Genomic DNA, 25993 nt, shown 5'->3' with positions numbered 1-25993 from the left:
CTACTTGGGGCTGTTTATTTGATGAAATTGCCTTGTGCCGCGGTTCCCGCAGGTCCCGCTCAGTCTGGCCGTACGGCCCGTCCGTCCGGGTCTCCCCCTGGGACGGGCCGCACACGGCCGGTGCTCCGGATTTCTCCGGAACACCGGCGGGGTCTTACTCGCCGCGCGTCTTCTGAATGATCTCGTCGGCTACTGCCTTCGGGACCTCTGCGTAGCTGTTGAACTGCATCGAGTAAACGGCGCGGCCCTGGGTCTTGGACCGCAGGTCGCCGATGTACCCGAACATGCCGGACAGCGGAACGAGGGCGCGAACGACCTTCACGCCGCTGGCGTCTTCCATCGACTGCATCTGCCCGCGGCGCGAGTTGATGTCACCGATGACTTCACCCATGTATTCCTCAGGGGTGCGGACTTCGACATCCATGATCGGCTCAAGCAGAACCGGGCTCGCCATCTTTGCGGCTTCCTTGAAAGCCTGGCGGCCGGCGATCTTGAACGCCATTTCCGAGGAGTCGACGTCGTGGTAAGCGCCGTCAACAAGGGTTGCCTTGATGCCGACAACGGGGTAACCGGCAAGGATGCCGTCGTTGAGGGCGCTCTGGATACCCTGGTCAACGCTGGGGATGTATTCACGGGGAACACGGCCACCGGTGACCTTGTTGTCGAACTCGTACATCGCGCCTTCGGAAGTATCCAGGGGCTCGATGGCGATCTGGATCTTTGCGAACTGGCCGGAGCCGCCCGTCTGCTTCTTGTGCGTGTAGTCGTAACGCTCGACTGCGCGGCGGATGGTTTCGCGGTAGGCAACCTGGGGCTTGCCCACGTTTGCTTCAACCTTGAATTCGCGGCGCATGCGGTCCACCAGGATGTCCAGGTGCAGCTCGCCCATGCCGGCGATGATGGTCTGGCCGGTGTCTTCGTCGAGGGAGACCTGGAAGGTCGGGTCCTCTTCGGAGAGCTTCTGGATAGCCGTGGAGAGCTTCTCCTGGTCACCCTTGGTCTTCGGCTCGATTGCCACGGAAATGACGGGCTCCGGGAAGCTCATCGATTCCAGGACGATCGGGTTCTGAAGGTCGCACAGGGTATCCCCGGTGGTCGTATCCTTCAGGCCGATGGCCGCGTAGATGTGACCCGTGGTGATCTCTTCAACCGGGTTTTCCTTGTTGGCGTGCATCTGGAAGAGCTTTCCGATGCGCTCCTTCTTCTGCTTGGTCGAGTTCATGACCTGAGCACCGGAAGCAGCCTTGCCGGAGTAAACGCGGATGTAGGTCAGACGGCCGAAGAACGGGTGCGTCACAACCTTGAAGGCCAGGGCCGAGAACGGAGCATCGGCATCGGCGGCGCGCTCGAGGACAACCTCTTCGTCGCGGATGTCGTGTCCCTGGATGTTCGGAACATCCAGCGGGCTCGGCAGGTAGGCGACGACGGCGTCAAGCATCGGCTGAACGCCGCGGTTCTTGAACGCGGAGCCGCACAGCACCGGGTAGATCTCGGAGTTGACGGTCATCTTGCGGATGCCGGCCTTCAGTTCCTCAAGGGTGAGTTCTTCACCTTCGAGGTACTTGTCCATCAGCTCTTCGCTGGCTTCGGCAACGGTTTCCACGAGCTTCGCGCGGTACTCTTCGGCCTTTTCCTGCAGGTCTGCGGGGATCGGCTCAACTTCGTACTTGGCGCCCATGGTCACATCACCCTTGGCGTCGCCGCGCCAGGTGAGTGCACGCATTTCGAGGAGGTCTACGACGCCCTCGAATTCGCTCTCGGAGCCGATCGGCAGCTGGAGAACCAGCGGCTTGGCGCCCAGGCGGTTGATGATGGTGTCGACGGTGAAGTAGAAGTCGGCGCCCAGCTTGTCCATCTTGTTGACGAAGCAGATACGCGGAACGTTGTACTTGTCAGCCTGGCGCCAAACAGTCTCGGACTGCGGCTCCACGCCTTCCTTGCCGTCGAAAACGGCTACGGCGCCGTCAAGCACGCGCAGGGACCGCTCAACCTCGACAGTGAAGTCAACGTGACCCGGCGTGTCGATGATGTTGATCTGGTTGTTGTCCCAGTAGCACGTGGTAGCTGCGGAGGTAATGGTGATACCCCGCTCCTGCTCCTGTGCCATCCAGTCCATGGTCGAAGCGCCGTCGTGCGTTTCGCCAATCTTGTGGTTGACACCGGTGTAGAACAGGATGCGCTCGGTGGTGGTGGTCTTGCCGGCATCAATGTGCGCCATGATGCCGATGTTGCGGACCTTGTTGAGGTCGGTAAGCACGTCCAGTGCCACGTTTACTCCCTAGTTTTGGTTCTGGCCCCGCCGGTCACCTATTCGGCCTGCGGCCCTGAGGCCCGCCGAAGCGGGCCGCAGGGCCTGGGCTGAATAGATGTACGTGGTGCTTATTACCAGCGGTAGTGGGCGAAGGCCTTGTTGGACTCGGCCATCTTGTGGGTGTCTTCGCGACGCTTCACAGCAGCACCAAGACCGTTCGAGGCGTCCAGGATCTCGTTGCGCAGACGCTCGGTCATCGTCTTCTCGCGGCGGGCCTTGGAGTAGCCAACCAGCCAGCGGAGAGCCAGGGCGGTTGCGCGGCCCGGCTTCACCTCAACCGGAACCTGGTAGGTGGCGCCGCCGACGCGGCGGGACTTGACCTCAAGGCTCGGCTTGATGTTGTCCATGGCCTTCTTCAGGGCTGCAACCGGATCCTGTCCGGTCTTCTCCTGAGCACCGGCAAGTGCGCCGTAAACGATGCGCTCTGCGGTGGACTTCTTGCCGTCGACGAGGACCTTGTTGATCAGCTGCGTGACCAGCGGGGAGCCGTAGACGGGATCGACTGCGAGCGGCCGCTTGGGGGCCGGACCCTTGCGGGGCATATTACTTCTTCTCCATCTTCGCGCCGTAGCGGCTGCGAGCCTGCTTGCGGTTCTTGACACCCTGGGTGTCCAGTGCGCCGCGAACGATCTTGTAACGGACACCGGGCAGGTCCTTCACACGGCCACCGCGGACCAGCACGATGGAGTGTTCCTGCAGGTTGTGACCCACACCGGGGATGTAGGCAGTAACTTCCACGCCGCCGTTGAGGCGGACACGGGCTACCTTGCGCAGAGCCGAGTTCGGCTTCTTCGGGGTGGTGGTGTAAACACGGGTGCACACACCACGGCGCATCGGGCTGCCCTTAAGGGCAGGAGCCTTGGTCTTGGAGACCTTGGGTGAGCGGCCCTTGCGGACCAGCTGCTGAATCGTAGGCACTTATCAGTTCTCCGTTTTTATCTCGAGAAAAATTCTCTGGTTGCGCTTGCTCCGGTCCGCTTCCAGCAGGCCCTGAGCGAGGCTTTTCAAAGTTGTTGCCGCAGTACCCCCGAGACGTTCCGTGATCCGAAGCGACCGTAGGCGTGCAAAAGTGTGGCATTCGTTGCACAAGAACCCTGCAACCCGGAAACAGGCCCCCACCCGCGCCTCGGAGACGGAATCCGAGAGAACATGCGAGCGGCCTTCATCCACTGCCACACAAACAATTATTAACAGTCTAGCAGACATCCCGGCTGGCTTAAGCCGGAGCTGCGACGGCGCCCCTGAGCCTGAGTCAGCTCCGGGCTGCCAGCGCCTGGGTGATTTTCCGTGACGCTTCCTGCAGATGCGGCAGCACCTGTGCCGCCGCTTCCTCCAGTGTAGGCCCGTCGAGTCCCAGCGTTGCCTGCATGGAAGTATTTAGCGCCGCAATCACTTCCCCGGCGGGGCTGAAGATGGGCACAGCCACCGAGCGCAGTCCGCGCTCGAGTTCCTGGTCCACCACGGCCCAGCCCTGTTCGCGGACACGCTGGACTTCTTTTCGAAGGGCCGCCTCGGCAGTAATGGTCCGCTCGGTGAGGGGCACCAGTTCAACTTCGGCAAGGTACGCATCCAATGCTGCGTCGTCGAGCCCTGCCAGCAGCACCCGGCCCATGGACGTGGCGTAGGCGGGGAACCGGGTTCCCACCGTGATGCCGACGGTCATCAGGCGGCGGGTGTGGATCCGGGCAATGTAGACAATCTCATTGCCGTCCAGGATGGAGGCCGACGTCGATTCGTGGATTTCGCGGGACAGGTCCTCGAGCAGCGGCTGGGCCAGCTGCGGCAGGGACTGCCCCGCCAGGTAGGAGTAACCCAGCTGCAGGACCAGCGCAGTAAGTTCAAAGCTGCGGCCGTCGGTGCGCACATAGCCCAGTTCCACCAGGGTCAGCAGGAACCGGCGGGCCGTGGCCCGGGTCAGGCCGGTGCGGCGGGAGACATCGCTGAGGGTCATCTGCACGTGTTCGGCGTCGAACGCCCGGATCACGGACAGGCCGCGGGCCAGTGACTGGACAAACTGGTCACTGGCCGCGATCGTTTCGCTCATGTCTCCCCCATTGTGGTTTCTTAGTCGGTGCCGGCGGACGGGCCGATGAGGGGCACGTCCACCTTCGCGGCGAGTTCCTCGAAGCTAATCCCGTAGGTCTCGCGAACGTGGACGCCGTCCTCCTTCAGGAGGAACACCGCTTCATTAGTGTAGACGCGCGTGACGCAGCCAACGCCCGTCAGCGGGTAGGAGCACTCGGCTACCAGCTTGCTGACCCCTTCACGGGTGAACAGGGACATCATCACGTAGACGTCCTTGGCCCCGGTGGCCAGATCCATGGCACCGCCGACGGCGGGAATGGCATCCGGTGCGCCCGTGTGCCAGTTGGCCAGGTCGCCGGTGGCGGAAACCTGGAAGGCGCCCAGGACGCAGACGTCCAGGTGTCCGCCGCGCATAATGGCGAAGGAATCGGCGTGGTGGAAGTAGGACGCGCCCGGCAGTTCGGTGACGGGGATCTTGCCGGCGTTGATCAGGTCGCCGTCGATCTCATCGCCGTGCGCCTCGGGCCCCATGCCCAGCATGCCGTTCTCGGTGTGCAGGGTGACCTGCTGCTCGGGCTTGAGGTAGTTCGAGACCAGGGTCGGCTGCCCAATGCCCAGGTTGACGAAGGACCCGGGCGCGATGTCCCGTGCCACGAGTTCAGCCAGTGCGTTGCGGTCCAGTTTTTCGCTCACGGTGGTCTTCACTGCCTTCTCGCTCATGCTGCTGCCGGTTCTTTCTCACGTGTTACCGGAACCAGGGTGTTGACGTAGATTCCCGGGGTCACGACGATTTCCGGATCGATCTGCCCGACGTCGACGATCTCCCGTACCTGGACAATCGCGTTCCGGGCGGCTGCGGCCATGATCGGCCCGAAGTTCCGGGCGGTCTTGCGGTAGACGAGGTTTCCGGCGCGGTCTGCCCTCAGTGCCTTCACCAGGGCGAAGTCCGCGTGCAGCGGGGTTTCGAAGACATAGCCCCGGCCGTCGATGATCCGGGTTTCCTTGCCTTCGGCCAGCGGGGTGCCGTAGGCGGTGGGGGTGAAGAATCCGCCGATTCCGGCGCCGGCGGCGCGGATGCGCTCGGCGAGGTTGCCCTGCGGAACCAGTTCAAGTTCGATTTCCCCGGCCCGGAACTTCGCATCGAAGATCTGGGAGTCGGACTGCCGCGGGAAGGAGCAGATGATCTTCCGAACCCGTCCGGCGCCGATCAGCGCGGCCAGTCCTTCTTCACCGTTGCCGGCGTTGTTGTTGACGACCGTCAGGTCCTTGGCGCCCTGGCGGAGCAGCGCTTCGATCAGCTCGACCGGCTGGCCGGCTTTTCCGAACCCGCCGATCATCACGGTGGCCCCGTCATGGATTGGCGCGACGGCTTCGTCGACGTCCTGCAGTATGTTCAGCACGGTTCTCCTAAGGAGCTAGGCTTTGGTGTTTTCGAGTACGACGGCGAGTCCCTGCCCGACGCCGATGCAGATGGCGGCCACGCCCCACCGCTCACCGGTGGCTTCCAGCCGGCGGGCAAGGGTGCCGAGAATCCGGGTGCCGGAGGCTCCCAGCGGATGGCCGATGGACACTGCGCCGCCCCAGGCGTTGACGATTGCGGGATCGATGTCCCAGGCGTCAAGGCAGGCCAGGGACTGCGCAGCGAAGGCTTCGTTGAGTTCAACGGCGCCGACGTCTCCCCAGGAGATACCCGCGCGCTTGAGCGCAGTGTTCGCTGCTTCCACCGGCGCGTAGCCGAAGAACTGCGGTTCGTTGGCTGCCGCACCGCGCCCGGCAATGCGGGCCAGCGGCTCGAGTCCCAGGATCCCGGCTGCGGCTTCGCTGCCCAGCCAGGCCGCGGAGGCGCCGTCGTTCAGCGGCGATGCATTGCCTGCGGTAACGGTGCCGCCGGCCGGAGTGTCGGAGACCGGGCGGAAGACGGTCTTCAGTGTGGCCAGCTTTTCCACGGTGGAGCCGGCGCGGATGCTTTCATCCCGCTGCAGGTCAACGCCGTCGACGGCCACGGTCAGGTTGGCGTACCGGCCTTCCTCCCAGGCGCGGGCTGCCTGCTCATGGGACTTGGCGGCGAACTCGTCCTGGCGTTCACGGCTGATGCCGTACTTCTCGCGCAGCTGTTCAGTCGCTTCGCCGAGGGAGACGGTCCATTCGCGCGGCATGGCGGGGTTCACCAGGCGCCAGCCCAGCGTGGTGGAGGCGAGTGTCTGGTCCCCGGCGGGGAACGGCTTTTCGTTCTTGGGCAGCACCCACGGGGCCCGGCTCATGGACTCCACGCCGCCAACCAGCATCAGGTCCGCTTCGCCGGTGTTGATCTGCCGGGACGCCATCATGGCGGCGTCAAGGGAGGAGCCGCAGAGCCGGTTGACGGTGGTGCCGGGAACAGAGACCGGCAGTGAAGCGAGCAGCGTGGCCATGCGGGCGACGTTGCGGTTCTCCTCGCCGGCTCCGTTGGCGTTGCCGAAGATGACTTCGTCAATGCGGGCGGGATCAAGTTCCGGGGCCCGGGCGACGGACGCCCGGATCACCTGTGCGGCGAGGTCGTCGGGGCGGACACCCGCGAGGGCTCCGCCGAAGCGCCCGAACGGGGTCCGGACGGCGTCGTAAATGTAGGCCTGGTTCACCGTGGCTCCTTTGGCTGGTTGCTGCACCCGTGCCTGCGGACGGGAAGCAGTTCGAAGACCGTTTCCCGTCGTGTTCAATCAGCGAACACGCGTACAAGATGCGAATTTATCCGAGTTTGGCGTTTTCTGCCAGCCTCAGTCCTCTGCGGCGTCCAGTTCAGCGAAGACGTTCTGGGCTACCTTGAAGGCTGAATTGGCTGAGGGGACACTGCAGTAAATGGCGGACTGCAGCAGGATTTCCTTGATCTCGTCCCGGGTCAGTCCGTTGCGCAGTGCGGCACGCACGTGCATCGCAAGTTCTTCAAGATGTCCGTGGGAAATCAGCGCGGTCAGCGTCACGGCGCTTCGCATCTTCCGGTCAAGCCCGGGCCGGGTCCAAATCGTTCCCCACGCGTAGCGGGTGATCATGTCCTGGAAGTCGGCAGTGAAGCTGTCCTTGGCTGCGTTGGCACGGTCCACGTGGGCATCGCCCAGGACCTCGCGGCGCACCGCCATGCCCTCGTCGTAGATTTCCTGCTGGGTCTTGGCGCTGGAGGATTCGTTCACTGTGTTGCCTGTTCTCTGGACTTCAGGGGTAATCGGATGCGTTTGTTACTGTGCCGCGCGGAAGAAACTGCCAAGCAGTTCGGCGGTAACGGCCGGCTGTTCGGCCGGCACCAGGTGGGCGGCACCGGGGACGACGGCGGAGCGGCCGCCGGGTACGCCGTCGGCGATCAGTTCGGCGAAGGAGGCAGGCGTCACCACATCTTCGGCGCCGGCCACGGCCAGGACCGGGACCTGGATCTCCGCCAGCCGGCTGCGGACGTCGAAGGCAGCCAGGGCCTGGCAGCAGAAGGCGTAGGAGAACCGGTCGGCGTCCTGGAGGGAGTGAAGCAGTGCCGCGGAGGCGCCCTTCTCGCGTTCGATGAACCCTTCGGCGAACCAGCGCTGGGCCGAGCCAATCAGCACCGCAGGAGTGCCCTGGTTCCGGACGGTCTCAGCGCGCGCTTCCCAGCCCTCGGCATCCCCGATCTTGGCGCCGGAGCAGAGAATCGCCAGGGAAGTGAACGCCTTGGGGAAGTCCAGTCCCAGCTGCAGGCCCACTGCGCCGCCCAGGGACACGCCGGCGTAGTGCACGTCCTGTTCCGGGGAAATGTCCCCCGCTGCGGCCGCGTTTTCCAGCAGCCCGTGGACGGCGGCGGCCAGGTCCTGAATGGAGAATGCTTCGGCTGCTACCGGGCTGTTGCCGTGGCCGGGCAGGTCCCAGGCAATGACGGTAAAGCCATCCAGCAGGGCAGCCGTGCTGGCCCAGAGCGCAGTGCCGCTGGTGCCCAGGGAGGGCCCGGCGATCAGCACGGGGGCCGAGGGGCCGGCATTGGAGAGCTGGGTTGCTTTGATCTGCGGGACGCTCACGCGTTCTTCCTTCCGGGGTAAGCCGAGGTGATTCGTTCGATCAGGGCAGCCGACTGGCCGACGTAGTTTGCCGGATCCAGCAGGTCAGCGATTTCCCCGTCACTGAGGGCGGGCACTTCTGCACGCAGCAGTGCGGCAAAGTCCTCCCCTGCCAGTGATCGGGACACCAGTTCCTGGACTTTTTTCTTGCCGGAGCCCGGGGTGCCGGCATCCAGCAGCGGGGCCACGCGCGCCATGACCTTCTCGCTGACCACCAGCGGTCCGGCCAGGGCGAGGTTCCGGGCGACGGCATCGGTATTGACCTGCAGCCCGCCCGCCAGCTCCGCGAGCTTGGCGGCCGCTCCCCCGGCCAGCCGCAGCAGCTGGCGCAGGGCCTGCCACTCGACGTGCCAGGACCCGCCGGGACGTTCGTCATCCGCCGCGCCGGCAGCTGCCTGCAGCATGGCTGTGTACCCGGGCGCGGCCAGGGCAGCACTTCGGATCAGCACGGACAGGACGGGATTCTGCTTCTGCGGCATCGCGGAGGAACCGCCCCGGCCTTCTTCGCGGGGTTCGCTGACCTCGCCGATTTCCGGCCGGCTGAGCAGCAGGACGTCGTTGGAGACTTTCCCTGCCGCCGCGAGCAGGTCTGCCAGCGCACTGCCCAGGGCAGTGACCGGAAGCCGGTTGGTCTGCCACGGGGCCACCGGGTCGGCGAGCCCGAGGCGGGCTGCGAGGTCCGCGGAGAGATCCAGCGGGGATGCGGCCGATGTTTCGGCAGCCGCGGTAAGGGCCGCCATGGTGCCGGACGCTCCTCCCCACTGCAGGGGCAGGGCTGCTGCGGCAGCTTCCAGGGCAGCAGTGGCCTGGCCGAGGCCGTGCAGCCACTGGGCTGCCTTGAGCCCGAAGGTGGAGGGCAGTGAATGCTGCGTGAGGGTACGTGCCACGCTCAGCGTCTCCGCATGCTCGCGGGCGAGGTCCGCCAGGGCGGACTGGGCGCGGTAAGCGTCGGCCAGGATAGTTTCCAGTGCCCGGGCAGACATCAGCATCAGTGCGGAGTCGAGGATGTCCTGGCTGGTGGCAGCTTTGTGGATTGGCCCAACAGCTGCCGGGGCCTCGTCGCGGACTTTCGCCCGCAGGTCGGCCAGCAGCGGAATGACGGGATTCCCGCCGCCCTGCGCCCGGGCTGCCAGGTCCGCAATGTCGTAGCGGTTTGCCTGGCAGGCCGGGGCAACGGCGTCGGGAATGCCATCTTTGATCAGGCCCGCGGAAGCAAGCACACGCAGCCACTCGAGTTCGACGTCGAGCATGGCCTGCAGCAGTGCCTCATCCGAGGTCAGTGCGGCAGCACGGGTGCCGGCCCATGCCGGCGACAGTAGTCCGTAGTCGGCAGTTTCCGCGGAAGCCAAGTGAATTACGCCCCCGGGTAGGACAGGAAGACGGTCTCGTCTTCGCCCTGCAGCTTGATGTCCCAGCGCAGGCCTCCGTCGGCTTCGCGGGTGGCAATCAGGGTGCGGCGGCGCTCTTCGGGCAGCGAAGAGAGCAGCGGATCCTTGGCCAGCGCTTCCTGGTCCTCCGGCAGGTACATCCGGGTGTGGAGCTTGTTCAGCAGGCCGCGGGCGAAGATCACCACGGAGATAAACGGAGCGGAGCCTTCTTCCGTCGGCCCGGGGTTCACCGTGGTGAACGTGTAGTTGCCGGTGTTGTCCACCGGCACCCGGCCCCACCCCGTGAAGGTGTAGCCGTCACGGACCAGCGAGCCGGTCTTCTGCGGGATGTTGCCCTCGGAGTCGGCCTGCCAGATTTCCAGCAGTGCGTCGGGAATCGGCTCTCCGGCACCGTCGCGGACGGTGCCCTGCAGCCGGATGGCTCCGGGAAGTCCGGGTGCGAGCAGTTCCCCGCCCTTCTCGAAGGGAAGCGCGTAGCCGTAGAACGGGCCAATGGTCTGGCCGGGGGTGGCGGTGAGTTTTTCGCTCATTACTCTGCGTCCTCTTCTTCCATCCAGGTGCGGTTGCTGCCGGTCAGCACAATGTCCCAGTTGTAGCCGGTGGCCCATTCATGCGAAGTGAGGCTGTGATCATAGGTCGCAACGAGGCGGTCGCGGGCCTTCTGGTCCGTGATGGACTGGTAGATCGGATCCAGCGCGAACAGCGGGTCACCCGGGAAGTACATCTGGGTGATCATGCGCTGGGTGAAGTCCGTCCCGAAGAGGGAGAAGTGGATGTGCGCCGGACGCCAGGCGTTGAAGTGGTTCTTCCACGGGTAGGGGCCGGGTTTGATCGTGAGGAACTCGTAGGATCCGTCATCGCCGGTGATGGCGCGGCCTACGCCGGTGAAGTTCGGATCGATGGGTGCGGGGTGCTGGTCGCGCTTGTGGATGTAGCGGCCGGCCGAGTTTGCCTGCCAGACCTCGATCAGCTGGTTCCGGACCGGACGTCCGTCGCCGTCGAGCACCCGTCCGCGGACGATGATGCGCTCGCCCAGGGGCTCACCGTTGTGCTGGATGGTCAGGTTGGATTCAAGCGGGTGCACGTCCTGGTGGCCGAATGCCGGTGACCAGAGTTCGATGGTCTCCGGGTCGGTGTGGTGCAGGTTCTTGGTGGGGTGGCGCAGCAGCGAACTGCGGTACGGACGGAAGTCCACGCGCGGCTGGGTCTCCTCGGCGGCACCGTTCTCCACACCCTTCCGGTATGCCTCGTGGATGGTCCGGATCTCTTCGGAAATCTGGTCCTGCGATGCCTCGGCGGCGTCGAGCCGCTCGTCGACGTGGCTGTCCGCGAACAGGTCTTCCGCGAGGGCGGAACCGTTGTCCGTGTCCATGGTGTTCTTGTCCATGGTCCTTCTTCCTGTCAGGGCAGAACGCCTCTTCGCGTCCCGCAGTGGGTAGGCATCCCGTGGATGGAACCCACAGTACACCTCGTGTTCACTCTTAGTACAAACGTTCACATTGTGAACATATTTCGGCTTTCGCCGGGCTTCCTTAGTGCTCCGGCCATCCGGTGTAGGCCTCTGCCAGGTACGCCTGGCCGTGGCGGGAAGAAACGACGCCGTTCAGTTCGCCCAGCGCGCGCTTGCGCTCGAAGTCCGTGGCGTCGGGGCGGGTGTGCAGCATCGAGGTCATCCAGTAGGAGAAGTTCTGTGCCCGCCACACGCGCTTGAGTGCCTTTTCGCTGTAGCCGTCGAGCAGGTCGGCATTCTTGGTGGCATAGAAGGAATCGATTGCCTCGAAGAGCACCTTGACGTCTGCCAGTGCGAGGTTCAGGCCCTTCGCGCCGGTGGGGGGAACGGTGTGTCCGGCGTCGCCGGCCAGGAACATGTTGCCGTAGCGCAGCGGTTCGCAGACGTAGGAGCGGAACTTCAGTACGGTCTTTTCGAAGATGGGGCCGCGCTTGAGCTGGAAGCCGTCCGGACCGTCGACGCGGCGCTGCAGTTCGTTCCAGATCTGCTCATCGCTCCAGGCATCCGCGTCCTCGTTGGGGTCGGACTGGAAGTACATACGCTGGACGTTGTCGTTGCGCTGGCTAATCAGGGCGAAGCCGTGCTCGGAATTGGCGTAAACCAGCTCCGGTGCGCTCGGCGGCGCTTCGGTGAGGATGCCGAACCAGGCAAAAGGGTACTCGATAAAGTTGTCGGTGCGCAGTTCCTTGGGAATTGAACGCTTGCAGATGCCCTGGGATCCGTCAGCGCCCACCAGGATGTCGCAGTGGATCTCGAAGTCAGTCCCCTCGGCGTCGGTGAAGCGGATCTTCGGAACGGAGGTGGTCTGGTCCAGGACCTCGGTGTTGCTGACGGCGTAGCGAACGTCGCCGTTGTCCCGCTCGCGGGCGGCTGCGAGGTCAACAAAAACTTCGTTCTGCGGGTAGAGCCAGACCGACTCCCCGACAAGCTCCTCGAAGTCAATCCGGTGGCTTTCTCCGCCGAAGCGCAGGTCTATCCCGTCGTGCTTGTAACCGTCGGTCAGTACGCGGTCGCTGACACCGCCCTCGGTGAGCATCCGGACACTGCCGTGTTCCAGGATCCCGGCCCGGTGGGTGGTGCGGATCGTCTCGTGGTCACGCTTTTCCACCACGATGCTCTCGATGCCGGATTTGGCCAGCAGGTGGGAGAGCATCAGTCCTGCGGGACCACCTCCGACAATGCCGACTTTGGTCTTCAGGACAGTGCGGGCTGCAGCCAATGCAGGACTCCTTTGGGGACAGGCGGGAAGAACGGGGCGGGAACACCCTCTTATCAGTGTGAGGACCGGCACACGGGGTACGCGACCCGTTTCCCATTCAATGAGAAGACCTGTCTCGGGTGCTAGGCAGTGGCTGAGCCGTTCCGCGGACCTGCTTCTGCCGAGTCCGTTCCCAGCCCCCGGGAGATTCCGCGGGCGGCGGTCATCAGGGCCGGAACTGTGGCGGCGGTATTCTCCCGGCCGCGCGGCACCACCACTCCCAGGGCAGCAACGGCTGATCCCTGCGGTCCAAAAACCGGTACGGCGATGCCGGTGGTGTCGGGATCGACGACGCCGGGCAGGGTGGCGCATCCGGCCCGCCTGATCTCCGCCCACTGGCGGCGCAGAACGTCGGCAGCAGGAAATGGCGGCGGATCCTCGCGGTGACGGGCCAGGAACTCTTCCTGTGTGTGCCGGGGTGAGTGGGCCATCAACACCATCCCGGAGGACGAAATGTGAAGCGGCAGCCGCCCGGCTACCTTCGCAAAGTTGGAGACCGAGCCGCGGCTGGAGAGACGCTCAATGAACAGGACCTCGTCCTCCTGCAGCACGGAAAGCTGGGTATGCTGCCGGATCACGGCCTGGATGTCCTCCATAAACGGCATGGCCACCTGACGCAGGTCCAGTGCAGCGGAACTCCGGCTCGCCAGTTCCCACAGCCGCAGGCCCAGGCGAAGCTCACCGGATTGGGTACGCTGCAGCAGGCCCAGCGAAACCAGTTCGCCGGCCAGCCGGTGCGCAGTGGACAGGGGCAGCCCCGCCCGCCGCGCCAGCGTGGCCGCCGGCATGGTGGGATGCTCGGCATCGAAGGCGGAAATGACGCGCACAATGCGCTCCGCCATCGAATCACCAGAGGAGGAATTGGCCATACCTGTACTTTGGCATACGACGGCGCTGCCCTCCTGCCGCGGCACCGCGCCGGCGGCCTCTGGAAGCACGCGTTAAAGCGGGAAGGACCCCGCCTTTCGGCAGGGTCCTTCCTTCGCGGTGTGCGGTTCCGTTCAGCTTTTCAGCTCTTTAGCGGAACTCGCTGCCCATGTCGTAGTCATCCAGCGGGATGGCGTGGAACTCAGGGCTCAGGCCACCGTCAACTCCGGCGTAATCGAAGTCGCTGAAAGCGCTCGGGCCGGTGAAGAGATTGGCCTTTGCTTCCTCAGTCGGCTCGACCGTGACCTCGGTGTAACGGGGCAGGCCCGTTCCGGCCGGGATCAGCTTACCGATGATGACGTTCTCCTTCAGGCCGAGCAGCGGATCGCTCTTGCCTTCCATAGCCGCCTGCGTCAGGACGCGGGTGGTTTCCTGGAAGGAAGCAGCGGACAGCCAGGACTCGGTCGCCAGGGACGCCTTGGTGATACCCATCAGTTCCGGACGGCCAGCGGCCGGACGGCGTCCTTCGGAAACCACGCGGCGGTTCTCGCTCTCGAACCGGCGGCGCTCGGCCAGCTCACCCGGGAGCAGGTCGGAATCGCCGGATTCGATCACGGTCACGCGGCGCAGCATCTGCCGGACGATGACTTCCACGTGCTTGTCGTGGATGCCTACACCCTGGCTGCGGTACACGCGCTGGACTTCGTCCACCAGGAACTCCTGTGCCTTGCGCGGGCCGAGGATGCGGAGGATCTGCTTGGGATCCACAGCACCTGCAACCAGCTGCTGGCCAACCTCAACGTGGTCGCCGTCGGCAACCAGCAGGCGGGCACGGCGCAGGACCGGGTAGGCGATTTCCTCGGAGCCGTCATCGGGAGTGACAACCAGACGCATCTGGCGGTCGGTCTCTTCGATGGTGACCCGGCCGGCCGTCTCGGAGATCGGAGCAACGCCCTTGGGGGTACGTGCTTCGAAGAGCTCCTGGATACGGGGCAGACCCTGGGTAATATCTTCTGCCGATGCAACACCACCGGTGTGGAAGGTACGCATGGTCAGCTGGGTACCGGGCTCGCCGATGGACTGTGCGGCGATGATGCCGACAGCCTCGCCAATGTCCACGGTCTTGCCGGTGGCCAGCGAACGGCCGTAGCAAAGGGCACAGGTTCCGACAGCCGACTCACAGGTCAGCACGGAGCGGACCTTGATGTCGGTGACGCCGGCCTTGAACAGCTTCTCGATCAGCACATCGCCGACGTCGTCGCCGCCCTTGGCCAGGACGTTGCCCTCAGCATCGGAGACGTCGGTAGCCAGCGTACGGGCGTACGCGGAGTTCTCGACCTCTTCGTGCAGGACCAGTTCACCGTTGTGATCCGGAACAGCAATCGTGACGTTCAGGCCGCGCTCGGTACCGCAGTCCTCTTCGCGGACAATGACGTCCTGCGAAACGTCCACCAGACGACGGGTCAGGTAACCCGAGTTGGCGGTACGCAGAGCGGTATCGGCCAGACCCTTACGGGCACCGTGCGTGGCGATGAAGTACTCCAGAACCGACAGGCCCTCACGGTAGGAGGACTTGATCGGACGCGGGATGATCTCGCCCTTCGGGTTGGCCACCAGGCCGCGGATACCGGCGATCTGCCGGACCTGCAGCCAGTTGCCTCGGGCACCGGAGGAAACCATGCGGTTGATGTTGTTCTGGATCGGCATGTTGTCACGCATAGCCTTGGCAACCTCGTTGGTTGCCTGGTTCCAGATGTCGATGAGCTCCTGGCGGCGCTCGTCTTCAGCGATCAGGCCCTTGCCGTACTGGCTTTCAACCTTGGCAGCGCGTGCTTCGTAAACCTCCATAATGGCGGGCTTGTCGATCGGAGCAGCAATGTCCGAGATGGCAACGGTGACGCCCGAGCGGGTGGCCCAGTAGAAACCGGAGTCCTTCAGGTTATCCAGCGTTGCAGCGGTGACGACCTTCGGGTAGCGCTCGGCAAGATCGTTGACGATCTTGGAGAGCTGGCCCTTGTCGGCAACAGCTTCAACCCACGGGTAATCCGCCGGCAGCGTCTGGTTGAACAGCACCTGGCCGAGCGTGGTCGGGATGAGTGCAGGAGTGCCCTCTTCCCAGCCTTCCGGAGCCGGCTGCTCGTCGCTGGGCACGAAGCCTTCGACGCGGATCTTGACCGGCGCGTTCAGGTGCAGCTCGCCAAGGTCGTTCGCCATGATGGCTTCCGCCATCGAGGAGAACACACGGCCTTCGCCTGCTGCGCCTTCGCGCTTGGTGGTCAGGTGGTGCAGGCCGATGATCATATCCTGCGAAGGCAGGGTCACCGGACGGCCGTCCGACGGCTTCAGGATGTTGTTGGAGGACAGCATCAGGATGCGTGCTTCAGCCTGTGCCTCGGGGCTCAGCGGCAGGTGGACTGCCATCTGGTCGCCGTCGAAGTCAGCGTTGAAGGCGCCGCAGACCAGCGGGTGCAGCTGGAGGGCCTTGCCCTCAACCAGCTGCGGCTCGAAGGCCTGGATGCCGAGGCGGTGCAGGGTGGGTGCACGGTTGAGCAGCACCGGGTGTTCGGTGATGATCTCTTCCAGCACGTCCCAGACCTGCGGACGGAAACGCTCGACCATACGCTTGGCGCTCTTGATGTTCTGTGCGTGGTTGAGGTCAACCAGGCGCTTCATCACGAACGGCTTGAAGAGCTCCAGGGCCATCTGCTTGGGCAGGCCGCACTGGTGCAGCTTCAGCTGCGGGCCGACGACGATCACGGAACGGCCGGAGTAGTCAACGCGCTTGCCGAGCAGGTTCTGGCGGAACCGGCCCTGCTTGCCCTTGAGCATGTCCGAGAGCGACTTCAGCGGACGGTTGCCCGGTCCGGTGACCGGACGGCCGCGGCGGCCGTTGTCGAACAGGGAGTCAACAGCTTCCTGCAGCATGCGCTTTTCGTTGTTCACGATGATCTCGGGAGCACCGAGGTCCAGCAGGCGCTTCAGGCGGTTGTTGCGGTTGATGACGCGGCGGTACAGGTCGTTGAGGTCGGACGTCGCGAAACGGCCGCCGTCGAGCTGGACCATCGGGCGCAGTTCCGGCGGGATCACCGGGACGGCGTCCAGGACCATGCCCATGGGGCTGTTGGACGTCGTGAGGAACGCGTTGACAACCTTCAGGCGCTTCAGGGCACGCGTCTTGCGCTGGCCCTTGCCGTTCTGGATGATCTCGCGCAGGTTCTCGGACTCCTGCTGCATGTCGAAGTCCTCAAGACGCTTCTTGATGGCTTCGGCACCCATGGAGCCTTCGAAGTACAGGCCGTAGCGGTCGCGCAGTTCGCGGTAGAGGCCTTCGTCGCCCTCGAGGTCTCCGACCTTGAGGTTCTTGAAGCGTTCCCAGACCTGCTCGAGGCGCTCGATGTTGTTGTCGGCGTCGCGGCGTACCTTGGCCATCTGGCGGTCGGCGGAGTCGCGGGCCTTCTTCTTGTCCGCTGCCTTGGCGCCTTCGCCTTCGAGGCGAGCCAGCTCGTCTTCGAGGTCCTTGGCGATCGCGGCGATGTCGGAGTCGCGCTGGTCAACCAGGTGCTTGCGCTCCAGGTCGTGCTCGGCCTGCAGGTTCGGCAGTTCGGCGTGGCGGTTCTCCTCGTCGACCGAGGTGATCATGTAGGCAGCGAAGTAGATGACCTTTTCGAGGTCCTTCGGAGCCAGGTCAAGGAGGTAGCCCAGGCGGGAGGGAACACCCTTGAAGTACCAGATGTGGGTTACCGGAGCGGCGAGCTCAATGTGGCCCATCCGTTCGCGGCGAACCTTGGCGCGGGTAACTTCGACGCCGCAGCGCTCACAGATGATGCCCTTGAAGCGTACGCGCTTGTACTTGCCGCAGTAGCACTCCCAGTCACGGGAAGGTCCGAAGATCTTTTCGCAGAAAAGACCGTCCTTCTCCGGCTTCAGGGTTCGGTAGTTGATGGTTTCCGGCTTTTTGACCTCGCCGTAAGACCAGTTGCGGATTTCGTCCGCAGTGGCAAGGCCGATTCGCATGAGGCCGAACGTGGAATCGTTGGACATGGGTCCCTGTTCTCTCTTGTTCTCTAAATCTGAATGTCTCGGGTACGGGAAGAAACAAAGGCAACCATCCAACCCCAGCCCCGCGCCGGTGTCCGGAGGAAGGCGGCTTTAATATTCCCTGCGAGCTCTGCGAGCTGGGAATTTCGTTGCCGCCGTTCCGGGCACCGGTGCGGAGCCAGGACGGATGAAACCTAAACCTCTTCTACTGAGCTCGGCTCTGCGCGGGACAGATCAATACCCAGCTCTTCCGCGGCCCGGAAGACTTCTTCATCCGAGTCACGCATTTCAATCGTGTTGCCTTCAGTGGAAAGGACTTCCACGTTCAGGCACAGCGACTGCATTTCCTTGATGAGCACCTTGAACGATTCCGGAACGCCGGGCTCCGGGATGTTCTCACCCTTGACGATGGCTTCGTAGACCTTGACGCGGCCGTGGATGTCATCGGACTTGATGGTGAGCAGTTCCTGCAGGGTGTAAGCGGCACCGTAGGCTTCCAGGGCCCAGACTTCCATTTCACCGAAGCGCTGGCCGCCGAACTGTGCCTTACCACCCAGCGGCTGCTGCGTGATCATGGAGTACGGACCCGTGGAGCGTGCGTGGATCTTGTCATCGACAAGGTGGTGCAGCTTCAGGATGTACATGTAGCCAACGGAGATCGGATCCGGGAACGGCTGGCCGGAGCGGCCGTCGAACAGACGGGCCTTTCCGGAAGCACCGATCAGGCGGTCGCCGTCGCGGGTGACGTTCGTGGAGTCCAGGAGGTTGGTGATTTCATCCTCGCTGGCGCCGTCGAACACCGGGGTGGCAACGGTGGTGGGACCGGTTTCACGCGGCAGTGCGGGCAGGTCCTTGACCCAGTCCGGCTCGCCTTCGATCTTCCAGCCCTGCTTGGCAGCCCAGCCCAGGTGGATTTCCAGGACCTGTCCGACGTTCATTCGACCCGGAACACCCAGCGGGTTCAGGACGATGTCGACGGGGGTTCCGTCTTCCAGGAACGGCATGTCCTCGATCGGGAGGATCTTGGAGATGACGCCCTTGTTGCCGTGGCGGCCGGCCAGCTTGTCGCCGTCCGTGATCTTGCGCTTGTGTGCCACGTAGACGCGGACCAGCTGGTTTACGCCCGGGGGCAGCTCGTCGTCGTTGTCGCGGTCGAAGATACGCACACCGATAACGGTTCCGGACTCGCCGTGGGGAACCTTCAGGGAGGTGTCGCGGACTTCGCGGCTCTTCTCGCCGAAGATGGCGCGCAGCAGGCGTTCTTCGGGGGTCAGTTCCGTTTCGCCCTTCGGGGTCACGCGGCCAACCAGGATGTCTCCTGCTTCAACCTCGGCACCGATGTGGATGATGCCGCGCTCGTCGAGCTGGGAGAGGACTTCCTCGGACACGTTCGGGATGTCGCGGGTGATTTCCTCGGCACCGAGCTTGGTGTCGCGGGCGTCAACCTCGTGCTCCTCGATGTGGATCGAGGTCAGCACATCGTCGGAGACCATGCGCTGCGAGAGGATGATGGCATCTTCGTAGTTGTGGCCTTCCCAGGACATGAACGCAACGAGCAGGTTCTTGCCCAGTGCCAGTTCGCCCTGGTCCGTGGAGGGGCCGTCGGCGATGACGTCGTTGACCTCAACGCGGGTGCCTTCGGAGACGATCACGCGCTGGTTGTAGGCGTTGCCCTGGTTCGAGCGTGCGAACTTCATGATCGGGTAGCTGGTCTCGGTGCCGTCGTCGTTCATGACGGTAACCAGGTCAGCCGAAACCTCGGTGACGACGCCGGCCTTGGCGGCGGTGACGGAGTCACCGGCGTCGATGGCTGCGTACTTCTCCATGCCGGTGCCCACAACGGGACGCTCGGAACGGAGCAGCGGCACAGCCTGGCGCTGCATGTTCGCACCCATGAGGGCGCGGTTGGCATCGTCATGCTCGAGGAACGGAATCAGGGCGGTAGCCACCGACACCATCTGGCGCGGGGAAACGTCCATGTACTCCACGCCTTCGGGCTCGACGAGCACGGGCTCGCCGGATCCACCGCGCGCACGGACGAGGACGAGGTCCTCTTCGAAGTGCATGTCTTCGCGCAGCGGGGCGTTTGCCTGTGCGATCGTGCGCTCAACTTCGTCATCTGCAGTCAGGTAATCAACCTGGTCGGTGACGACGCCGTCCACTACCTTGCGGTACGGGGTCTCGATGAAGCCGAAAGCGTTGATCCGGGCGTAGGAAGCCAGCGAACCGATCAGGCCGATGTTCGGACCTTCAGGGGTTTCGATGGGGCACATACGTCCGTAGTGCGAGGGGTGGACGTCTCGGACTTCCATGCCTGCACGGTCACGGGACAGGCCGCCCGGGCCCAGCGCGGACAGGCGGCGCTTGTGGGTCAGGCCGGCCAGCGGGTTGTTCTGGTCCATGAACTGCGAGAGCTGGGAGGTTCCGAAGAACTCCTTGATTGCAGCAACAACCGGGCGGATGTTGATCAGGGTCTGCGGCGTGATTGCCTCGACGTCCTGGGTGGTCATCCGTTCACGGACAACGCGCTCCATACGGGAAAGACCGGTGCGGATCTGGTTTTCAATCAGTTCGCCGACGGCGCGGATGCGGCGGTTGCCGAAGTGGTCGATGTCGTCGACCTCAACGCGGATGTCCACGTCTTCACCGTTGCGCTTGCCCGGGATGGTCTTCTCGCCGGCGTGCAGCGCCACGAGGAACTTGATCATCGCGACGATGTCGTCGATGTTCAGGACCGACGCGTCGGCGTCACCGATCGGCTTCTCGACACCGAGCTTGCGGTTGATCTTGTAACGGCCAACCTTCGCCAGGTCGTAGCGCTTCGGGTTGAAGTACAGGTTCTCCAGCAGCGTCTTGGCGGCTTCGACCGTAGGCGGCTCTCCCGGACGGAGCTTGCGGTAGATGTCCAGCAGGGCATCTTCCTGGGTCTCCGTGGGGTCCTTCTCCAGGGTGGCGCGGATCGAGTCGTACTCGCCGAACGTTTCCAGGATCTGGCCTTCGGTCCAGCCGAGGGCCTTGAGCAGGATGGTTACGGACTGCTTGCGCTTGCGGTCCAGGCGGACGCCCACCTGGTCACGCTTGTCAATTTCAAGTTCGAACCAGGCACCGCGGGAAGGGATGATCTTCGCGGTGTAGATGTCCTTGTCACTGGTCTTGTCAGCGGCGCGCTCAAAGTACGCGCCCGGGGAACGGACCAGCTGGGAGACGACGACGCGTTCCGTGCCGTTGATGACGAAGGTACCCTTGTCGGTCATCAGCGGGAAGTCGCCCATGAACACGGTCTGCTGCTTGATTTCGCCCGTGTTGTTGTTCATGAACTCGGCCTTAACGTACAGCGGGGCCGAGTACGTAGCGTCCCGGTCCTTGCACTCGGCCATGGTGTACTTCGGGTCAGCGAATTCCGGTTCCGAGAAGCTCAGGGACATGGTGCCCTGGAAGTCTTCGATCGGAGAGATTTCTTCGAAGATGTCCGCGAGGCCGGAGGTCGTCGCGAAACCCGCGTCGCCCTCTTCCTGGGCCTTCCGCAGGCGTTCCTTCCAGCGCTCGTTTCCTACGAGCCAGTCGAAGCTGTCCGTCTGCAGGGCAAGAAGATTGGGAACATCCAGCGGTTCGTGAATCTTTGCGAATGAAATCCGGGAAGCTGCGTTCTCCGGAGTGGTAGCGGTTGCATTATTAGAGGTGCTCGAGGCGACCAAGAGGGATCCTTCCACAGACCTTCAGGCGTGTTTCGCGCTCCCACTCTGCACTAACGGACCTGGTCCGCGTGCGTCCTGGCGGTCCCGGGCGCCGTAATTGTCCAGCGCATGTGCGTGAAACGCCTGCGTGAACACTCCGGACGCCGCCTGGCCCGTGACACAGCCCACCGCTATATGAAGGCTGAAGGTTAAGAGGGGGAAGCAAATATCCACTATAGGGCATTGGGGACACAGAAGTCTACCCGGTAATCGAAACCCCTGCCAGCTCAACCCTGAATCCTGCGGCCGGAACTTCCAGGTTCCTCGGCTGCGGCTTCCTGTCGGGGAGCTGCGGGCGGTGCCAGCGAACCGATATGACGCTGGGCTACCCACATAGAGTACCCCAAGTCCGGCGGAAGCGCGCGTTTTCTTTCCTGTCGTGGCGCTGTGCCCGCGGCAGGGCCCCGGCCGGAGTGTGTTCCGGACCACGGCGAACAGGTAGCCTAAAGGCAAAACTGCGGAAAACCCAGCAGGAAGAACCGCACCGCCTTCGATGAGACCGTCGATGAAACCTTCGATGAAAGTGGACCAGCCGCATGAGCACTGAGGCATTTGCAGGACCCGGGACAGAATCGCTCCCGGAGGTAGTAATCGTCGGCGGGGCGCGTACCCCGCAGGGCAGGCTCAACGGCCAGCTTGCCTCATTTACCGCCGTCGAACTTGGCGCTTTTGCCATTTCCGGTGCGCTGGAGCGCTCCGGTGTGGACGCGTCCCAGGTGGACAGCGTGATCATGGGCCACGTGGTGCAGGCCGGGTGCGGCCAGAACCCCGCCCGCCAGTCGGCCATCAAGGCGGGCCTGGGCTGGGATGTGCCCACCGTGACCATCAACAAGGTCTGCCTCTCCGGTCTTGCTGCGGTCATCGACGCAGCCCGGCTGATCCGCGGCGGCGAGGCCACCGTGGTGGTGGCCGGCGGCCAGGAGTCAATGACGCGCGGGCCGCATGTGCTGCCCGGATCCCGGCAGGGCTGGAACTACGGCAGCATGTCCATGCTGGACTCCGTGGCACACGACGGCCTCACCGACGCTTTCGACAATGAATCAATGGGTGTCTCCACCGAGCGCGGCAACACGGCCCTGGGCATTAGCCGCACCGCCCAGGATGAGGTTGCCGCTGCCTCGCACCAGCGTGCCGCTGCCGCAGCCGCCGCGGGAATTTTCGACGTCGAGATTGCCCCGGTGACGGTGCCCCAGCGAAAGGGCGACCCCGTGGTCCTCACCGCGGACGAGGGCATCCGTCCCTCCACTACCGTGGACACACTGGCCGGGCTGCGTCCCGCCTTTGATCCTGAAGGCACTATCACTGCTGGAAATTCCTCTCCGCTGTCCGACGGCGCCAGCGCCCTGGTGCTGACCACACGGGCTTTCGCCGAGGAACAGGGGCTTCCGATCCTGGCCTCCGTGGGACTGCCGGGGCAGGTGGCCGGCCCGGACAACAGCCTCCACTCCCAGCCCTCGAATGCCATTTCCCAGGCCCTGAAGCGGGCCGGGTGGACGGCAGCAGACCTGGACTTCGTTGAAATTAACGAGGCCTTTGGTTCAGTAGCCGTCCAGTCGCTGCAGGAGCTGGGCGTGGACCTGGCGGACTGCAACATCCACGGCGGAGCGATCGCGCTGGGCCACCCCATCGGCGCCTCCGGCGCCCGGCTGGCACTGCATGCCGCACACGAACTGAACCGCCGCGGATCCGGGCGTGCCGCCGTCGGGCTCTGCGGAGGCGGCGGCCAGGGTGAAGCCCTGCTGCTGTACCGGAACTAGTGCCGGAGTCCTCCCCCGCCGGCCGTGAACGGGTGCTGGCAGCTGCGGAGCGCCTTGGCCTGGATGTCCAGGTCACCGAGCGCCCCGCTGCTGCCAGCCTGACCGAAGCGGCAGCGCTGCTCGGCATCACCCCGGCAGATATCGTCAAGTCGCTTGTTGTCCGCCGCAAGGCCGGTGAGTACCTGTTTGTCCTGGTCCCCGGCGACGCCCAGATCTCCTGGCCCAAGCTTCGTGCCGCAGCGGGGGCAAACAAGCTGATGCTGCCGCCCGCGGAGGAAGCGTTCGAAGCCACCGGGTACGCCCGCGGAACCATCACACCGCTGGGGAGCACCGTGGCGTGGCCGGTCTTTGCCGCTCCGGGCATCCGGGGCAGGCGCGTCTCAATGGGTGCGGGCGAGCACGGTGCCAGCCTCTTCGTTGACGGGGATGCGCTGCTGGCAGCCCTGGATGCCACTGTTGCGGACATCACCGACCCGCTCCCCTAGCCTCCAGGGACCTCGGCAAAACAAAAACCCCGCTTCGAAACCGAAGCGGGGTTTTTGCTGGTCTGCGGCAATGCCGCAGAAGCAGTACTACTTGAGGGTAACCGTGGCGCCGGCAGCCTCGAGGGCTTCCTTGGCCTTGTCGGCGGTCTCCTTGTTGGCGCCTTCGAGGATAGCCTTCGGAGCACCGTCAACCAGGTCCTTGGCTTCCTTCAGGCCCAGGGAAGTCAGCGCGCGGACTTCCTTGATCACTGCGATCTTCTTGTCGCCAGCGGCTTCGAGGATAACGTCGAATTCGCTCTTCTCTTCAGCAGCTTCAGCAGCGCCTGCTGCCGGGCCGGCAACTGCAACAGCAGCAGCGGTGACGTCGAAGGTCTCTTCGAAGAGCTTCACGAAGTCGGAGAGCTCGATGATGGACAGTTCCTTGAAAGCTTCAATGAGCTCTTCGTTGGTGAGCTTCGCCATGATGTGGCGTCCTTCCTATAAGTGGTGCGCTAAGGCACCGGGAGTTGAGGGTGAAGAGTTATTACTCTTCGGTGGCTGCTTCGGCGGCCGGTGCTTCTTCTGCGGCAGCCGGAGCTTCTTCCGCAGCGGGAGCAGCAGCGCCGCCTTCTTCTTCGAGCTTGATGCGCAGGGCATCGACCGAGCGGGCCAGCATGGACATCGGGGCCTTGAGGACACCGGCGACCCGTGCAAGCTGGAACTCGCGGGACTCGAGCGCAGCCAGGGCAGCAACACCGGAGGCGTCAAGGGCGTTGCCCTCGAAGATACCGGTCTTGATGATCAGCTGCGGGTTGGTCTTTGCAAAATCCGTCAGGCTCTTCGCAGCGGCAACTGCGTCACCCTTGATGAAGGCAATTGCAGTAGGGCCGGAGAGCTGGCCATCGAACGCGTCGATGCCGGCTTCCTTGGCTGCAATGCCCGTCAGGGTGTTCTTGACGACCGAGTACTTGGTGTCCTGGCCGAGCGAACGGCGCAGCTCCTTGAGCTGTGCAACGGTGAGCCCGCGGTATTCGGTTAGGACAGCAGCGGTTGAATCCTTGAAATCGTTGGCGATTTCTTCAACTGCTGACACCTTGGTTGGCGTTGCCATAACCCTCCTTCCGGGGAAATAATGCCGGTGGATCGGGTCCCAAACACAAAAAACGCCCCGGGCAGATGCACGGGGCGGCACTCAACGGACCTGAGATCCGGAGTTCACTTCGTTCACCTGCGCAGGCCGCCCTTGGAAGGGACTTTCGGATGGTTCTCCAACCGGATTCCACGCGCGGAGGCTGAAGGTTCAGCTTTACGGTGGGATTGAAGGCACATCGACCGACGGTCTTTGGTAGTTCAAGAGTACGGGAGATCCCGGGCAGGGCCAAATCGGGGTGCCTAGCCCAGGGAAAGCTCCTTCTGCCACTCCCCCGCATAGCCGACGGGGCGGAACCCGAGCTGCTCGTTTATGGCGAGCATGTACCGGTTCTCCTCTGCGTTCCAGGTGTAAACCCGCTGCACTTCGGGGAAAAGCCGCCGCAGCCGCTGGAGGTTTCCGGCCTTCAGCATCATGCCCAGCCGGTTGCCGCGGTGGCGCTGCAGCACCAGCGTGTCGTCCTGGTATGCCACGCCCGGGTTACTCCGGGCGACTTCCAGCACGGTATGGCCCGCGAGCTCACCCGAAGCCGTGTGGCGGACGGCGCACACCAGCACGTCATACCCCATCCCGCGTGCCTTGTCCTCCGCTTCCCGGACCCTGGGCACGTCCCAAACCTCCGGGGCCAGGTCCAGGCCACCCTGCGGGGCGTCGGTGCTCATCTTCTGCCTTAGCCGGGCGTAGGCATGTACCAGTTCGTCCGGGCACGCGTCCTGCCAGAAGACGAGTTCGTAACCGGAGCCCCCGGCGCTGTCCGGGAACTCGGCGCCGGCACCGTGCAGCGGAAGGTCGAGCCGGCTGATCCGTTCAATGAGTTCCAGGCTGAAGCCACAGGCCGAGGCAAAGGAAGCCGCTGCGTCCTGCGGAATGAACGACGCCGGAACGTCGCCGCCGGTGACGTTCCAACCGTCCAGCGGATGGTCGGTCTCCGCTATCAGGGTCCGCCGTCCGTCTGCGGCAGCCAGGCCCTCCGCCGCAGCACAGAGCGCCGCACCGACGCCTCTGCGCCGCGAACGGGTATCCACCACCACGTTTATGGTGCCCGTGTGCAGGTTGTCGGTCAGGGGAAGGTTGAGCCGGACCACGCCGAGGATTTCCTGCCCGGAACCCCGTGCAACCAGCAGCAGCCGCCGGCGGGTGGACGTGCTCTGGAGCCCGGCCAGCTGTGCCTGGGGCGTTTCGCAGAAGTCGTCATTTCCCCAGATCTCGCGCTGCTGTGCATTGAAGAGCCGGGCAACAGCCAGGAAGCCGTCCGCGTCCGGCGATTCGGTGCTTTGCGGCAGGGCGAGCGGTTCCACAGCCAAGGCAGTCATGGCCCATATCCTGCCGGAGAACCCTGCCGGAGCCAAAACAGGTTCCGCCGCGGAAACACAAAACGGCAGCAGCCTAAGCTGCGGGCGGGTTGGGGAGCAGGCCGCCCGGAGTAATGCGCTGACTCAGCG

The 25993-nt window shown here is 64.2% G+C and carries 21 protein-coding genes; 2 read left to right on the top strand and 19 right to left on the bottom strand.

The window, feature by feature from the left end:
- Positions 1 to 154: 154 nt before the first annotated feature.
- From fusA to rpoB, 16 genes are all read right to left on the bottom strand, one after another.
- Positions 155 to 2269, bottom strand: coding sequence for an elongation factor G (fusA, locus tag TVC13_RS13125; RefSeq protein WP_422401631.1), 2115 nt, complete (start codon positions 2267 to 2269; stop codon positions 155 to 157).
- A gap of 113 nt (positions 2270 to 2382) precedes the next feature.
- Entirely contained in the window at positions 2383 to 2853 is a 471-nt protein-coding gene (gene rpsG / locus TVC13_RS13120) for a 30S ribosomal protein S7 (RefSeq protein ID WP_055239342.1), read from the bottom strand.
- Position 2854: 1 nt separating this feature from the next.
- Positions 2855 to 3229 carry a 30S ribosomal protein S12 gene (gene rpsL, locus TVC13_RS13115; RefSeq protein ID WP_055239341.1) on the bottom strand — a complete coding sequence of 125 codons (375 nt, stop codon included), beginning with the start codon at positions 3227 to 3229 and terminating at the stop codon, positions 2855 to 2857.
- Between the two features lie 334 nt (positions 3230 to 3563).
- Positions 3564 to 4355: an IclR family transcriptional regulator domain-containing protein gene (locus tag TVC13_RS13110; RefSeq protein ID WP_422401630.1), complete on the bottom strand. Its 792-nt coding sequence runs from the start codon at positions 4353 to 4355 to the stop codon at positions 3564 to 3566.
- A 20-nt stretch (positions 4356 to 4375) separates the two neighbouring features.
- A complete protein-coding gene (locus TVC13_RS13105) occupies positions 4376 to 5056 on the bottom strand; it encodes a 3-oxoacid CoA-transferase subunit B (protein WP_422401629.1) in 681 nt (226 codons plus the stop codon).
- Positions 5053 to 5736 carry a 3-oxoacid CoA-transferase subunit A gene (locus TVC13_RS13100; protein ID WP_422401628.1) on the bottom strand — a complete coding sequence of 228 codons (684 nt, stop codon included), beginning with the start codon at positions 5734 to 5736 and terminating at the stop codon, positions 5053 to 5055. The genes TVC13_RS13105 and TVC13_RS13100 overlap by 4 nt, the downstream gene beginning before the upstream one ends.
- A 15-nt stretch (positions 5737 to 5751) precedes the next feature.
- A complete protein-coding gene (locus TVC13_RS13095) occupies positions 5752 to 6954 on the bottom strand; it encodes a thiolase family protein (protein WP_422401627.1) in 1203 nt (400 codons plus the stop codon).
- 135 nt (positions 6955 to 7089) lie between these two features.
- Entirely contained in the window at positions 7090 to 7500 is a 411-nt protein-coding gene (pcaC, locus tag TVC13_RS13090) for a 4-carboxymuconolactone decarboxylase (RefSeq protein WP_422401626.1), read from the bottom strand.
- A gap of 45 nt (positions 7501 to 7545) precedes the next feature.
- Complete coding sequence (locus TVC13_RS13085; RefSeq protein WP_422401625.1) at positions 7546 to 8346, bottom strand: alpha/beta fold hydrolase; 801 nt, start codon at positions 8344 to 8346, stop codon at positions 7546 to 7548.
- Complete coding sequence (locus TVC13_RS13080; RefSeq protein WP_422401624.1) at positions 8343 to 9734, bottom strand: lyase family protein; 1392 nt, start codon at positions 9732 to 9734, stop codon at positions 8343 to 8345. The genes TVC13_RS13085 and TVC13_RS13080 overlap by 4 nt, the downstream gene beginning before the upstream one ends.
- Before the next feature lie 5 nt (positions 9735 to 9739).
- On the bottom strand, positions 9740 to 10303 hold the full coding sequence (gene pcaG / locus TVC13_RS13075; RefSeq protein WP_422401623.1) for a protocatechuate 3,4-dioxygenase subunit alpha: 564 nt from the start codon (positions 10301 to 10303) through the stop codon (positions 9740 to 9742).
- Positions 10303 to 11160, bottom strand: a complete 858-nt coding sequence (gene pcaH / locus TVC13_RS13070; protein WP_422401622.1) for a protocatechuate 3,4-dioxygenase subunit beta — start codon at positions 11158 to 11160, stop codon at positions 10303 to 10305. Before pcaH ends, pcaG begins: the two co-directional genes overlap by 1 nt.
- A gap of 145 nt (positions 11161 to 11305) precedes the next feature.
- On the bottom strand, positions 11306 to 12502 hold the full coding sequence (locus tag TVC13_RS13065; RefSeq protein ID WP_422401621.1) for a 4-hydroxybenzoate 3-monooxygenase: 1197 nt from the start codon (positions 12500 to 12502) through the stop codon (positions 11306 to 11308).
- Positions 12503 to 12624: 122 nt separating this feature from the next.
- The gene (locus TVC13_RS13060) at positions 12625 to 13410 is read right to left on the bottom strand and encodes an IclR family transcriptional regulator (protein ID WP_422401620.1); all 786 of its coding nucleotides are present in this window, start codon (positions 13408 to 13410) and stop codon (positions 12625 to 12627) included.
- A 148-nt stretch (positions 13411 to 13558) separates the two neighbouring features.
- Entirely contained in the window at positions 13559 to 17449 is a 3891-nt protein-coding gene (locus tag TVC13_RS13055; RefSeq protein ID WP_152226451.1) for a DNA-directed RNA polymerase subunit beta', read from the bottom strand.
- 191 nt (positions 17450 to 17640) lie between these two features.
- A complete protein-coding gene (gene rpoB, locus TVC13_RS13050) occupies positions 17641 to 21141 on the bottom strand; it encodes a DNA-directed RNA polymerase subunit beta (protein ID WP_422401619.1) in 3501 nt (1166 codons plus the stop codon).
- Positions 21142 to 21716: 575 nt separating this feature from the next.
- Between rpoB and TVC13_RS13045 the strand changes: the two genes are divergently transcribed.
- Both TVC13_RS13045 and TVC13_RS13040 read left to right on the top strand, forming a co-directional pair.
- The gene (locus TVC13_RS13045) at positions 21717 to 22937 is read left to right on the top strand and encodes an acetyl-CoA C-acetyltransferase (RefSeq protein WP_422401618.1); all 1221 of its coding nucleotides are present in this window, start codon (positions 21717 to 21719) and stop codon (positions 22935 to 22937) included.
- Positions 22937 to 23422 (top strand): aminoacyl-tRNA deacylase, encoded by a 486-nt coding sequence (locus TVC13_RS13040; protein ID WP_422401617.1) that lies wholly within the window; start codon positions 22937 to 22939, stop codon positions 23420 to 23422. Before TVC13_RS13045 ends, TVC13_RS13040 begins: the two co-directional genes overlap by 1 nt.
- An 87-nt stretch (positions 23423 to 23509) precedes the next feature.
- Here TVC13_RS13040 and rplL read toward each other — a convergent pair whose 3' ends face one another.
- The 3 genes from rplL to TVC13_RS13025 form a co-directional block, all read right to left on the bottom strand.
- Positions 23510 to 23884, bottom strand: coding sequence for a 50S ribosomal protein L7/L12 (rplL, locus tag TVC13_RS13035; protein ID WP_055239326.1), 375 nt, complete (start codon positions 23882 to 23884; stop codon positions 23510 to 23512).
- Between the two features lie 61 nt (positions 23885 to 23945).
- Positions 23946 to 24512, bottom strand: a complete 567-nt coding sequence (rplJ, locus tag TVC13_RS13030) for a 50S ribosomal protein L10 (protein ID WP_152226442.1) — start codon at positions 24510 to 24512, stop codon at positions 23946 to 23948.
- 281 nt (positions 24513 to 24793) lie between these two features.
- Positions 24794 to 25864: a GNAT family N-acetyltransferase gene (locus TVC13_RS13025; RefSeq protein ID WP_422401616.1), complete on the bottom strand. Its 1071-nt coding sequence runs from the start codon at positions 25862 to 25864 to the stop codon at positions 24794 to 24796.
- Positions 25865 to 25993: the final 129 nt, after the last annotated feature.

The organism is Arthrobacter sp. 3Tela_A, assembly GCF_049311025.1.
Lineage (GTDB): Bacteria > Actinomycetota > Actinomycetes > Actinomycetales > Micrococcaceae > Arthrobacter_B.
Note: the sequence above shows the minus strand (reverse complement) of the source record. Positions and strands in the feature narration are given on the sequence as shown.

Bases quoted from the DNA above. Each gene is read 5' to 3' on its own strand.
- rplL (WP_055239326.1), bottom strand. From the start codon at position 23,884: ATGGCGAAGCTCACCAACGAAGAGCTCATTGAAGCTTTCAAGGAACTG.
- TVC13_RS13055 (WP_152226451.1), bottom strand. From the start codon at position 17,449: ATGTCCAACGATTCCACGTTCGGCCTCATGCGAATCGGCCTTGCCACT.
- TVC13_RS13110 (WP_422401630.1), bottom strand. From the start codon at position 4,355: ATGAGCGAAACGATCGCGGCCAGTGACCAGTTTGTCCAGTCACTGGCC.
- TVC13_RS13060 (WP_422401620.1), bottom strand. From the start codon at position 13,410: ATGGCCAATTCCTCCTCTGGTGATTCGATGGCGGAGCGCATTGTGCGC.
- rpsG (WP_055239342.1), bottom strand. From the start codon at position 2,853: ATGCCCCGCAAGGGTCCGGCCCCCAAGCGGCCGCTCGCAGTCGATCCC.
- TVC13_RS13045 (WP_422401618.1), top strand. From the start codon at position 21,717: ATGAGCACTGAGGCATTTGCAGGACCCGGGACAGAATCGCTCCCGGAG.
- TVC13_RS13025 (WP_422401616.1), bottom strand. From the start codon at position 25,864: ATGACTGCCTTGGCTGTGGAACCGCTCGCCCTGCCGCAAAGCACCGAA.
- pcaH (WP_422401622.1), bottom strand. From the start codon at position 11,160: ATGGACAAGAACACCATGGACACGGACAACGGTTCCGCCCTCGCGGAA.
- TVC13_RS13105 (WP_422401629.1), bottom strand. From the start codon at position 5,056: ATGAGCGAGAAGGCAGTGAAGACCACCGTGAGCGAAAAACTGGACCGC.
- pcaG (WP_422401623.1), bottom strand. From the start codon at position 10,303: ATGAGCGAAAAACTCACCGCCACCCCCGGCCAGACCATTGGCCCGTTC.
- rplJ (WP_152226442.1), bottom strand. From the start codon at position 24,512: ATGGCAACGCCAACCAAGGTGTCAGCAGTTGAAGAAATCGCCAACGAT.